General features: G+C 44.4%; 13 protein-coding genes. 5 read left to right on the top strand and 8 right to left on the bottom strand.

Going from position 1 to position 12,504, the window contains the following annotated elements:
* Nucleotides 1–99: 99 nt before the first annotated feature.
* A complete protein-coding gene (locus ACRC53_RS01850) occupies nt 100–723 on the top strand; it encodes a TIGR04211 family SH3 domain-containing protein (protein ID WP_438641871.1) in 624 nt (207 codons plus the stop codon).
* 356 nt (nt 724–1,079) lie between these two features.
* On the opposite strand, the gene ACRC53_RS01855 is transcribed toward ACRC53_RS01850, so the two are convergent.
* The 4 genes from ACRC53_RS01855 to ACRC53_RS01870 form a co-directional block, all read right to left on the bottom strand.
* Entirely contained in the window at nt 1,080–1,337 is a 258-nt protein-coding gene (locus ACRC53_RS01855; protein WP_438642007.1) for a pentapeptide repeat-containing protein, read from the bottom strand.
* A 21-nt stretch (nt 1,338–1,358) separates the two neighbouring features.
* Nucleotides 1,359–1,553, bottom strand: a complete 195-nt coding sequence (locus ACRC53_RS01860; protein ID WP_438641872.1) for a hypothetical protein — start codon at nt 1,551–1,553, stop codon at nt 1,359–1,361.
* Between the two features lie 391 nt (nt 1,554–1,944).
* Nucleotides 1,945–2,916, bottom strand: coding sequence for a general secretion pathway protein GspB (locus tag ACRC53_RS01865; protein ID WP_438641873.1), 972 nt, complete (start codon nt 2,914–2,916; stop codon nt 1,945–1,947).
* Nucleotides 2,916–4,634, bottom strand: coding sequence for an AAA family ATPase (locus ACRC53_RS01870; RefSeq protein WP_438641874.1), 1,719 nt, complete (start codon nt 4,632–4,634; stop codon nt 2,916–2,918). The genes ACRC53_RS01865 and ACRC53_RS01870 overlap by 1 nt, the downstream gene beginning before the upstream one ends.
* Before the next feature lie 244 nt (nt 4,635–4,878).
* On the opposite strand from ACRC53_RS01870, the gene ACRC53_RS01875 reads away from it, so the two are divergent.
* Nucleotides 4,879–6,114: a multifunctional CCA addition/repair protein gene (locus tag ACRC53_RS01875; RefSeq protein ID WP_438641875.1), complete on the top strand. Its 1,236-nt coding sequence runs from the start codon at nt 4,879–4,881 to the stop codon at nt 6,112–6,114.
* A 198-nt stretch (nt 6,115–6,312) separates the two neighbouring features.
* On the opposite strand, the gene bacA is transcribed toward ACRC53_RS01875, so the two are convergent.
* The 3 genes from bacA to folB form a co-directional block, all read right to left on the bottom strand.
* Nucleotides 6,313–7,122 (bottom strand): undecaprenyl-diphosphate phosphatase, encoded by an 810-nt coding sequence (gene bacA, locus ACRC53_RS01880; RefSeq protein ID WP_438641876.1) that lies wholly within the window; start codon nt 7,120–7,122, stop codon nt 6,313–6,315.
* Nucleotides 7,123–7,240: 118 nt separating this feature from the next.
* Nucleotides 7,241–7,717 carry a 2-amino-4-hydroxy-6-hydroxymethyldihydropteridine diphosphokinase gene (gene folK, locus ACRC53_RS01885; protein ID WP_438641877.1) on the bottom strand — a complete coding sequence of 159 codons (477 nt, stop codon included), beginning with the start codon at nt 7,715–7,717 and terminating at the stop codon, nt 7,241–7,243.
* Nucleotides 7,717–8,073, bottom strand: coding sequence for a dihydroneopterin aldolase (gene folB / locus ACRC53_RS01890; RefSeq protein WP_438642008.1), 357 nt, complete (start codon nt 8,071–8,073; stop codon nt 7,717–7,719). The genes folK and folB overlap by 1 nt, the downstream gene beginning before the upstream one ends.
* Nucleotides 8,074–8,214: 141 nt before the next feature.
* On the opposite strand from folB, the gene plsY reads away from it, so the two are divergent.
* Nucleotides 8,215–8,826, top strand: coding sequence for a glycerol-3-phosphate 1-O-acyltransferase PlsY (gene plsY, locus ACRC53_RS01895; RefSeq protein WP_438641878.1), 612 nt, complete (start codon nt 8,215–8,217; stop codon nt 8,824–8,826).
* A 93-nt stretch (nt 8,827–8,919) separates the two neighbouring features.
* Here the strand turns inward: plsY and tsaD are convergent, their stop codons facing one another.
* Nucleotides 8,920–9,939, bottom strand: coding sequence for a tRNA (adenosine(37)-N6)-threonylcarbamoyltransferase complex transferase subunit TsaD (gene tsaD / locus ACRC53_RS01900; RefSeq protein ID WP_438641879.1), 1,020 nt, complete (start codon nt 9,937–9,939; stop codon nt 8,920–8,922).
* A gap of 184 nt (nt 9,940–10,123) precedes the next feature.
* Between tsaD and rpsU the strand changes: the two genes are divergently transcribed.
* Nucleotides 10,124–10,339 (top strand): 30S ribosomal protein S21, encoded by a 216-nt coding sequence (gene rpsU / locus ACRC53_RS01905; RefSeq protein ID WP_010862554.1) that lies wholly within the window; start codon nt 10,124–10,126, stop codon nt 10,337–10,339.
* Between the two features lie 359 nt (nt 10,340–10,698).
* A complete protein-coding gene (gene dnaG / locus ACRC53_RS01910) occupies nt 10,699–12,447 on the top strand; it encodes a DNA primase (RefSeq protein WP_438641880.1) in 1,749 nt (582 codons plus the stop codon).
* Nucleotides 12,448–12,504: the final 57 nt, after the last annotated feature.

A 12,504-nucleotide genomic window follows, 5' to 3' on the forward strand; every position in this document is an offset into this window, starting at 1 on the left:
GTATTGGGTGGTACGTCAAACAGGCGTACCACCGATTTGCTTCACTTTGACAAACCCTCTACTATTGCCTCATCTTGAACACGTACAAAATTTAACCTTATGCCTAACAAACGATATCTACACCTTGCAGCCTTGCTGCTTGCTGCTTGTTCATTCAATACACTAGCGGCTGAAACACGTTATATTTCAGATACATTACAAACATATGTGCACTCAGGCCCAGGAAACCAATACCGCATTGTTGGTACACTCAATGCCGGAGAGCCTGTCACTCTTGATGCCTCAAACGCACAATCAGGCTACGCTCAGGTTACAGATAGTAAAGGCCGCCAAGTCTGGTTACCGGCGAACCAATTAAGTACAACACCGAGTTTACGTACCCGTGTGCCAGAGCTTGAAGCACAGGTCAAAACGCTAAGTGAAAAACTCAGTACTATTGATAACAGTTGGCAAGAGCGCACCAAAGAGATGCAACACAAAGTGAGTAACAGTGATGCTGATCTGAGTGCCTTAAAAAATGAAAATAATCGCCTAAAAAGTGAATTAAAAAATACACAAGACAAGATGCTGTTACTCAGCACACAGTTAAACGGTGAAAAACGCGAAATTCTAATGCGTTGGTTTATCTATGGCGGTGGTGTTGCGGGTATTGGTTTGCTCATCGGGTTAGTGTTGCCTAGCATTATGCCAACACGTAAACGAAAAGATCGTTGGATGAAATAATCCCGGTATTGCCATGTTGTTATAATATTATTGATGATAACGAAAACACTGGCGGTTACAATCAAGCACATTCTAATGAAGCGTCTTTTTGTATTATTCGATAAAAGAAAGTATATAATACAAATCGACAACATCAGAAGTGAAAATAACCGTCAGTTTTTATGATGAAATCGAATATAAATAGTATGATTCACCAAAAAAATAACACGGTGCAATAAATTAGTTTACACATGAACTCACTAGATGATTTTCAGTTATCAAAAATCATCTGTTTTTAATTTCTTTCAGCGTAGCAATCTCTTTTGCCAATCTAGCTGTATTTGCCAGCATCTGTAGCGGACGATTTTTTTAATCTTTTACAATCTTTCACACTCAGCATTGTTAAATTGAGTACTAACAAAACGGGTATTTATTAAACTTGCACCATCTAGATTCACATCTTTAAAATTTGCAAAATCGAATACTGTACTATCTAATGTTGCACCACAAAAACTTACACTATCTAATGATGCATTATTAAAATTTGCACCACAAAGAGACACACCATTAAAATTCATAGCGTATAGATGCATACCACTTAAATCTACATTATTAAGATTTATCGAGTTATCGATAGTGTTTTGTTTAAGAAGGTGTTATTTAAGAAGGTATTGTAACGCATTATATTTTCTTTCTTTTAAATCTATTTTCCCATCAATAGAGCTTACCTCTGAAAGTTTTTTAAGTAACACCGTATAGTATTCATGATAAATATCTCTTTCCTCATCAATATCCTGAATTATTTTATTGGGATTTATTGTATGAATGTAAGTATCACTCCCTACAAACATAGCCGCTCCTCATAAAAAACACCCGTTTAAATAACAACTATACCGATACCGATACCGATACCGATACCGATACCGATACCGATACCGATACCGATATTTATTCAAAAAAGTTGTTTATAATAAAGTTGTTTTTAATAAATGGTTTTCAACGTTTCACAGAAGCCACACATTAACTACATTGTGTAACGCGATATGCATAATAAAATATGACTCTCAATGACAATTATGTATTAGTGATATCATTTGACTATAAGCAGATGTAAGTGTGATAAACAACATTAAAAAGAGCAATACGATAATAACACGAGATAATAGCAATGCAGGGTTATTAGCACCCATGATATTGATTAAGCACAATATCTCACTCTATATTGTGCTATCAGAAAATAACTTAAATCCAATCTTGAAGCGCATTTAACGTTGCCTCTTGCCCACGAACAGAGAGCACAACACGCCCAGCCTCAATGCGTGTTAAGACAACGGAGTCAGCCAGTTTTGCGCCAGCACGGTATACATTACCGTTAAATTTCACCCACCGCTTTTTAGGATCAGAAACATAATTGTGTACTTCAAAATGCAGTGAAGGGATCATCTTACGGCTTGCTGCAGGTAAATCTGCCAAACTTGGCAATCGTGTAATGTCTGTTTTACTGATATCAGTTTTAGGTGAAGAGGGTAACGGCTGCAAATGGGTATTACGGCGAGTGCCTTGAGTGCTTTTTTCAGCATCTAATGCACTGCGAAATGCCAATGCCAGCTCTGGTGATACCCCACTTAAATCAACCTGTTCAGTGCGTATATTAGCTACTGCACCAAGGTGTTGACGGTTCTTTTGACTACTGTGACTTGATACCGGTTTACGTACAGGATCTGTTGGTAAAGGGGGGGTAGGCAAGATATCTTCTGGTGAAATAGTGTCGCTTTCAGACCATGGTGCAGTTAATGGGTAAGCATCAATGTTAGTCAGTGCCGTGGCTTGTTTTAATTCAGTGATATTGACACTCTCTGTATCAAGTTGTGGAAGCGGTAAAATTTTCCGCCCATCAACTTCAAGTGGATTAACCCGTTCAGAGGGAGCTCTTGCTCTCACTGCGGCAGTTGCCGATTCAAGCATGCGAGTATCAGTGCTGTTCATCTCTAATAGAGGTTTATGCCACAACAACATGATTCCTGCAGTACATCCCCCTCCAACCAATAGCCCTATACCTACTAATATCGCACGCCGACGCATGGAAATCTGCAAAGAAGGCACAGGTAAAATGGGAGCTGTTAGATGCGGGGCCATCAATGAAGCTGGCTCTTTCCCATTACGCAACTGACGCTCACGCTCAGAGCGACGCAATGCTTCTAATATGCTAGACACTACTCATCCTCTTTGGCTGTTAATGTTGGCCCAGCATTGCCGAGTGCGGCATTTAACGCAATCAGTGTCATTGGGCCCGCCATCCCATCAGCATGCAAACCAAAACGGGTTTGAAATTGCTGTATTTTATTTGCCAGTGTGCTATCAAAGCGAGTGACTGTTCGTTGGGGTGTTTTCAAAATCAGTGCTAATTGATTGTCAAGCCACTGCACTGACTCTCCGCTATCACCCTGACGTATTGTTTTGAATGCCCCGCTATCTTGTGGTTGCCACAACAGTGTAAATTCACCTAACCAATGCTGTTCAAGCCAAGAGCGGCTCACTCGCCAACGCATATTCCCCACCAACAATTCCGCCTCTTGTGGTTCAAGGGCGTACAGTACAGCATGGTAATCTTGATCATCTTCACGTAATGACAACATTACCGGATGGTTTAAGCTCTCTAAACGCGCGAGTGAGGTCGTTCCCTTATAACAGCGTAGTGCTAATACATCAGCAGCAGCACAGTCTACAGCAGCATCTTGCCACTGATATCCCCATACTCGATACAGTGCACGCATAGCACTTTCAGGCTCACGTGCAAGGGTTATTGACTGTTTTAACTGCTCTATAGGTTGCATTGTTTTATTTTGTAGTAAAGCAGTCGGGTTATTTTCTGTTGATCCTACCAAAACAGACTGCTTTGGTGATGATCCTGTGGTGGTTGCACCGTTAACTGTGCCTGTCATTGGTACAGAAACCGGTTTCACTAAGGCTGATATTGAAGACGTTAACGGTTGCCACGCAAACCATTCTGGTTTTTCTAGATATAAAGCACATGTTAATACGCTCCCAATACACCCTCCTAGCAATGGCCAGCGCCACAGAGCCCATGGGGTACTTATTGTGGTCTGAGGCAATATACCTCGGATTTCGCGATCAGCATTGAGTACATCTTGCCGGTGTACTTGGGGTGCTCCTTTGGCATATGCCAACATTAAACAGCGATCTGATAACACATTGACAATCCGCGGAACACCGCCACTGGCCTTATGCAATGCTTGCAGTGCCTTTGGGCTAAACAGAGCACGCTCGCACCCTGCAATTTTTAGGCGAAAGGCAATATAATCGGTTAACTCAGATAAACTCAGTGGCAACAGGTGATAGCGAGCGGTAATTCTCTGTAACAGTTGGCGCAGTGCTGGTTGTTCTAAACGCTGTAACAGCTCAGGTTGCCCAATTAAAATGACTTGTAATAATTTGGTTTGATTGGTTTCAAGGTTGGTAAGTAAGCGTAACTGTTCAAGCACAGGGGGTTGTAAATGCTGCGCTTCATCAATCAATAAAATAGTTTTGCGCCCTTGTGCATGGTTATGCAATAGGTGCTGATATAAGCGATCAGAAAGCTGTTTTAAACTAGCCTGTGTAGCCGAATTAGGCGATATATTGTCTAATTTTAGTTCATCACAAATTGCGGCCAGTAACTCACGGGCATCTAACATAGGGTTGAGGATTGTTGCCAATTGAAACTGGTTATCAACCTTTTCAAGCATCGCGCGCGAAACGGTCGTTTTCCCTGTACCAACTTCACCGGTCAGTAGCACAAAGCCTCCCCCATCACGCAGGCCATAAAACAAATGCACCAGTGCCTCACGGTGTCTATCGCTTAAAAACAGAAAATGCGGATCGGGGACAATTGAAAAAGGTGTCGCGGTTAACCCGAAAAATGTTTGATACATTGACTCTCCAACCCTAATTAAATTAGGCAGGTGTGTATATTTCCCGCGGGTAAAAACCAGTCTGCATGACCTTTGTACGAAAGTCACACACCATTTAAGTGTCACATTTTACTGTTACATACTGTTTCAGTCTGTATTTTTATTACATTCAATTAATTGCACAACCTGTTGCGTTAATTGTCTAGATCCTGTTTATCACTGAATCAGGTATACTGATGAAAAGAGTGAACAAGAGGAATGTAGGGTGCAAGTCTATCTGGTCGGTGGTGCAGTGCGTGATCAACTACTCGGTTTACCTATTCATGAACGAGATTGGGTAGTTGTTGGCTCAACGCCGGAAGATATGCTGACCAAAGGCTATCAACAGGTCGGCAAAGACTTTCCGGTCTTTTTACATCCGCAAAGCCGTGAAGAGTACGCGTTAGCACGTACCGAGCGCAAACAGGGTGTAGGTTATACCGGTTTTATTTGCCATGCGGCTCCTGATGTAACACTAGAGCAAGATTTGATCCGGCGCGATCTCACCATCAACGCTATTGCGCAGCATATTGATGGCACGTTGATTGACCCTTATAACGGTCAGCACGATCTCAAGCTACGGCTCTTACGCCATATCTCACCGGCATTTAGCGAAGATCCACTGCGGGTATTACGTATTGCCCGCTTTGCTGCACGTTTTGCCGATTTAGGCTTTCAAGTGGCCCCTGAAACACAGCAATTAATGCGTACAATGGTGGCTGCAGGTGAGTTAAATCATCTGACACCAGAGCGTGTCTGGAAAGAGACCGAAAAAGCCCTCAACAGTGCAGCCCCACAGGTCTATTTTCAGATTTTGCGTGATTGTGGCGCACTCGCCTGCTTATTTCCTGAGCTTGATGCTTTGTTTGGTATTCCTGCTCCCGAAAAGTGGCATCCTGAAATTGACAGTGGTGTGCACGTCATGCTGACGCTGCAACAAGCGGCCCGTTTAAGTCTATCTCTTGATGTTCGTTTTGCCGCATTGTGTCACGACTTTGGTAAAGCATTAACCCCGCCACACTGCTGGCCAAGCCATCATGGGCATGGCGAAAAAGGGGTGCCGCTCATTCGGGCATTTTGTACCCGATTAAAAATTCCCAATCATCTGCGTGATATCGCTATGCTAGTAGCACAGGTACACGGCCTGATCCACACCGCCTTTGCGTTGCGCCCTGAAACCCTGCTGAACATGCTCGATAAACTCGATATCTGGCGTAAACCTGAACGTCTTGAATTTGCTTTACTGGCCACTGAAGCTGACTTTTGCGGACGAACTGGTTTTGCCGAGAAACCCTATCCACAAGCTGATTATGTCCGTGCCGCTTATCAGGCAGCAGCGGCCATTGCTGTACAACCCATTATTGCGCAAGGCTTTAGCGGTGCGGCAATCAAAACACAATTACACCAACAACGAATAACGGCTATTGCTGATTTTAAACATCAGTATCAAGCCACGCAGTAAACTGTAATTTTCGGCACGTGCTCCCTTTGGTACACGCCCAATCGCTGGCACATAAAAACGCTTAAAATACCTTTCATACAATTAAACGTATTCAAGTACAAAAATAGCGGGTATCAAACCCGCTGTTTTTTTCTCTTTTTTAGGATCATCAAAACAGATCACAACATCAGAATCTTAAAGATCGCGTTAACCGTGCTCTTAACCCACCACAATCCAAAATACCATTGCCGCCAAAATAAAACGGTAAATAGCAAAAGGCACAAACGAGATCCGCTTAATCGCCGCAAGGAAGGTTTTAATGGCAATCATCGCCACCACAAATGCGGTAATAAAACCCACTGCAAACATCGGCAGATCAGACAGACTCAAAATACTCCAGCTTTTCAGCAGATCCAGCCCGCTTGCTCCCAGCATCATAGGTACAGCCAAAATAAACGAATACTCTGCCGCCGCCTGACGACCTACACCAAGCAACAAACCACCAGAAATTGTTGAGCCTGAACGTGAAAAGCCCGGCCACAGTGCTAAACATTGGAATAAACCGATGCCAAATGCTTGCTTATAGGTGATTTGATCCACATCATGCGCAGTAGTTTTTGGCTTGAAAAATTCCGCCACCAGCAATAACACACCACCAACAACCAGTGCGTACATCACCGTTTGCGGGCCAAATAAGTTAGCTTTAATCCAGTCATGAACTAATAGACCAATCACTACCGCAGGAAGCATACCTAAAATAATGTGGATCAGTGTTAAGTGCCCACCGGCTTGCTGCACCGGTTTCTCACCAAAATGAATACCAATCAGGCCAAACATTCGCCGCCAAAACACCACAACAACGGCTAAGATCGATCCTAATTGAATGATAATCTCAAAAGTAGCTGCTTTTGCCCCTTCAAAGCCTAATAAATGGCCAACTAAAATCAAATGCCCAGTAGAAGATACCGGCAAAAACTCGGTTAAACCTTCAACCACACCGAGGATGAAAGCAATCAACAACTCATTCATGAATAACGCCTACCTGCGAAAGGAAAAACAATAACAAAACATAATGTTAAGCATTAATGCTCACATCATGCATCTTACATAAAACACACATTTGCTTAACACTTCACTTGTGCACTGCTTACCATACAAAAGGAATCGGCCACAATAGCTGCTCTGAACGCGCAAATTGTTGCCATAATATCGCAAAGGGCAACTGGTGTTCAGGGTGCAACAATTGCGGTGCTAAATCAGCTAATGGCTGCAACACAAATGCACAGTGTAAAATATCTCGACGCGGCAATATCGGTTTATCTTGGCGGCACATATTGCCATACAACAGTAAATCAAGATCGAGTGTACAGACATCGTGTCGGGCACGCCTTTCCCAGCGATTCTCTATCGCTTGCAAAAGCTGACTCACTGCAATCACATCCAACTCAGTCTGACACTTAGCCACCAAATTATAGTAATTATCGCTATGAACTCCCACCGCTTTGGCTTCATAAACAGGGGAAAGTTCAACCTGAGTAAATGCCTGTTGTAACTCTTGAACTGCAGCCCGCACATGCTTTTCACGCTCAGTATTGCTACCAATACCGATAAACAGCGTTACCATTACACACGCACTCCACGCTCAATAGTGACTCCAACACTCAATGCATTAACCACCGCGCCTGGTTTTTTTACCCGTAAACGTAACCAGCGAACACCAAATTGCGTCAAAATCAGCGCAGCCACATCTTCTGCTACCCGCTCAACCAACGCAAATTGCCGTTGTTGTACAAAACTCGTTACAGCATCGCTCACTGCGGCATAGTCTAAGCATAAGCGCACATCATCTTGTTCGGCAGCCGCCTGATTATTCCAGGCCATTTCAATATCAAACACCAGCTTTTGTTTGATGGTTTGCTCCCAGTCATAAGCACCAATCGTTGTAATCACACTAAGCTGTTCGATAAACACAATATCCATCACACTGTTATCCATAAAAAAGTGATCATCAAAAATAAAGAGAGGTCGGATACCTCAATGGGCTCATTTTGCGTATTATCAAGAGAATCTCTGGAATCCGGTTGTTATCGGATCATATTTCCTCGATACAGGAATTTCGCCATGAGTACACTTGCATTCGCAATGATAATCCTTGCGTATCTGCTTGGCTCAATCTCTAGTGCCGTACTGATTTGCCGTCTTTGTGGTCTACCCGATCCACGTGAAAGTGGATCGGGCAACCCCGGAACCACCAATGTACTACGCATTGGCGGTCGTATTGCAGCAATGGGCGTATTGGTTGCTGATGTCCTAAAAGGGGGGCTACCGGTTTGGGGAGCTTACAAACTTGCACTGCCTCCCCCGATTTTAGGTGTTATTGCCATTGCAGCCTGCCTTGGGCATATCTACCCGATATTTTTCCACTTTCGTGGTGGCAAAGGGGTTGCCACAGCTTTTGGCGCAATAGCCCCGATTAGTTGGGATATCACCGGGCTGCTTAGTCTAACATGGCTGCTCACGGCACTGATCACCGGTTATTCATCTCTGGCCGCTATTCTTACCGCACTGCTTGCACCGCTGTATGTTTGGTGGGTTCGCCCTGAATTTACCTTACCCGTTGCCATGTTATCGTGCCTAATTTTATTGCGACACCATGACAATTTACAACGTTTATGGCGCGGACAAGAGCCTCGCTTTTGGCGAAAATTCACCTCACATACTGATGATGAATAACCCCAAAATAGGCACATAAAAAACGGTGAGTCGGGGTTATCTACCCAGCTCACCGTTAAAATACAACACACATCATTGTCGAAACAACAACCGTTAAAATGTCAGTGGTTTTAGCTCTTCCATCGGCCAGCGCGGACGTGCAGAGACAGACAAATCCTGATACTCTTTATTTTTTAGCCGCATCATACCGGCATAAGCGATCATCGCGCCATTGTCAGTACAAAATGCCGTACGCGGGTAAAACACCTCACCGTTGAGTTGGGTCATCAACTCACCAAGCTGTGCACGCAAAGAGGTATTTGCACTCACACCGCCTGCAATCACCAATCGTTTAAATCCGGTCTCTTTTAGTGCTCGGCGGCACTTAATCGCCAGCGTATCAACCACAGCCTGCTGAAAGGCATGCGCAATATCTGCACGAGTTTGTGGATCACTCCCCTCACGGGCAATCGTATTGGCAGCAAAGGTTTTTAAACCAGAAAAACTAAAGTCGAGCCCCGGACGATCGGTCATCGGCCGCGGAAAAATAAAACGTGCTGGTGTGCCCTGTTCAGCCAATTTTGCCAATAATGGGCCACCAGGATAATCAAGCCCCATCAGTTTGGCCGTTTTATCAAATGCTTCACCAGCGGCATCATCAATTGATTCGCCCATTAGCGTATACTCGCCAATACCATCCACACGAATCAACTGCGTGTGTCCACCTGAAACCAACAGTGCAATAAATGGAAATGCAGGCGGATTATCCTCTAGCATGGGTGCAAGCAAATGCCCCTCCATGTGATGCACAGCCACTGCCGGAACATCCCATGCCATCGCCAATGCACGGCCAATCGTCGCCCCAACTAATAACGCACCGACCAACCCAGGGCCTGCGGTATAAGCCACACCATCAATATCTTTTGCCGTTAATTGTGCCTCTTTAAGAGCAGCTTGAATCAAAGGCACGGTTTTTCTTACATGATCGCGTGATGCCAACTCTGGCACAACACCACCATAGTCAGCATGTAATTTTATCTGGCTATACAATTGGTTAGCCAGCAGGCCGGCCTTATCATCATAAATTGCAACACCGGTTTCATCACAGGAAGTTTCAATTCCTAGAATACGCATAAGTGGCCTCAAGCTGACGTAGAAAGGCGAGTATGTTATCCTGTGCATTAAAATCGCGCCAGCAGATCGCGGTAACGCTTTACAATAGCTATGTGTTCGGATTAAAATTCCGCACCATTTTTAGTCAAGCTGGCGATTTGATAGTCAGCGGGTACAACCCGATTTCCATTGAGGTAAGAGGCACATGCCAGTAATTAAAGTACGTGAAAACGAGCCGTTCGACGTTGCACTGCGTCGTTTCAAGCGTTCATGCGAAAAAGCAGGTATCCTGTCTGAAGTTCGCCGTCGTGAATTTTACGAAAAACCAACTACCGAGCGTAAGCGCGCTAAAGCATCTGCTGTTAAGCGTCACGCGAAGAAGCTGGCTCGTGAAAACGCACGCCGCACTCGTCTGTACTAATACAATGGCGTACTCGGTTATTGTGTAGTCCACACTCTACAAACCGCTGAGTACGTTTAGCCTTCGGGCTTGTCTGATCCTTATGTAATATAATGATTTTTCACGATTAGTGATCTCTTATTATTTTCCATAACAGGAAAGACGATTTACGCTGTATTAGCAAAATAAAAAAGGGATTTATCCCTTTTTTATTTGCCACAAAAATGTTAGCTGATCAAACCGGCTTATTTACGTTGTGGCTAAAACAGAGTAGACCAACAGACTTCTGTTGCAGCACAGGCCGGGCATTCCGTTAGGAGCGCGCGGCTTTTGCTCGTTTGTGAACTTGCTTCGTCTGACTAACCAATTAACGAGGTGTCATGGCAGGTCAAATCCCCCGTGCATTTATTGATGACCTTCTTGCCCGAACCGACATCGTCGATCTGGTAGATGCGCGCGTCAAACTCAAAAAGCAGGGTAAGAATTACCACGCCTGTTGCCCGTTCCATAACGAAAAAAGCCCCTCTTTTACTGTCAGTGCAGAAAAGCAGTTTTATCACTGTTTTGGTTGTGGTGCGCACGGTAATGCTATCGGTTTTTTAATGGATTTTGATCGCCTTGACTTTGTTGAAGCAATTGAAGAGCTCGCTTCACAGCATGGCTTAGATATTCCACGTGAAATGGGCAGTAGCCCGCCGACGCAAGATCGCAAAGAAAAACGTAATCTGTATGAGTTAATGGCTGCGATTGCTGCTTATTACCGAGAACAACAAGCACAACCTCTAGCCACACAGGTACAACAGTATTTAGTACAGCGTGGACTTTCAACAGAGATTATCCATAAATTTGGCATCGGTTTTGCGCCTGATGGCTGGGATAATGTGCTACGCAAATTTGGTGGTTCGGCAGAGCATCAGCAAGCACTCTCTGATGCCGGCATGCTGGTGCATAACGATAATGGCCGGATCTATGATCGCTTTCGCGAACGCCTGATGTTTCCTATCCGCGATCGTCGTGGGCGAGTGATCGGATTTGGTGGGCGCATTTTAGGTACAGGTACCCCAAAATACCTCAACTCACCAGAAACGGCCATTTTCCATAAAGGCCGTGAACTGTATGGCCTTTATGAAGCCCAGCAAGCCCATCCGAAACTTGCGCACTTATTGGTGGTCGAAGGGTATATGGATGTGGTGGCACTCGCACAATTTAATGTTGATTATGCGGTTGCATCACTGGGTACATCGACCACTGCCGAACATGTACAGTTGCTATTTCGCAGTACCGATACTGTTATCTGCTGCTATGATGGTGATAATGCTGGGCGTGATGCCGCATGGCGCACACTGGAAACAGCCTTACCCTATCTCAATGATGGGAAACAGGTAAAATTTATGTTTCTACCCGACGGTGAAGATCCTGATACACTGATTCGAAAAGAGGGTCAGGTCGCATTTGAAGCACGTGTAGAACAAGCTATTCCATTATCTGCTTTTTTGTTTGAGCATTTGCTACAACAAGTAGACTTAAGTAGCCAAGATGGGCGTGCTAAACTCAGTACACTGGCTATTCCGTTGATAGACAAAGTGCCAGGTAATACATTACGGCTCTATTTGCGTAATGCCTTAGGGCAAAAGTTGGGTATTCTTGATGAAAGCCAATTAGAGCGATTATTGCCGAAGCAACACAGTGAAAAGAGAGCTAAAGCACCGCAAATCAAGCGTACACCGATGCGTATTTTAATCGGTTTACTGATCCAAAACCCTCGACTTGCTGCATGCGTTCCTTCGTTAGGTGGATTAGCACAGCTTGATATTCCCGGACTCCCACTGTTTATTCAGTTGATTAGGGCCTGTCAGGCTCAACCGGGGATCACCACAGGCCAGCTAATAGAACACTGGCGTGGAACAAAAGAGGGGCAACAACTTGAAATGCTGGCCATGTGGCACCATATGATCAGTGACGAGAACATTGATGATGAGTTTATGAATACGCTCGATCACCTATATATTCAAGGGGTAGAACAGCGTATGAATCAACTGATTGCAAAAGACCGCACACACGGCTTAAGTGCCGAAGAGCGCAGGGAATTAGCCCTGCTAATAACTACAGCCAAACCGGGCAATGGCTAGTAGAAAAAGCGCCCAAATGCTATAATCGATGGTTTACGCTGTTTGATGCAGTGCATT

Origin of the sequence: Plesiomonas sp., assembly GCF_051652165.1 — a bacterium.
Classification (GTDB): Bacteria; Pseudomonadota; Gammaproteobacteria; order Enterobacterales; family CAMTGL01; genus Plesiomonas.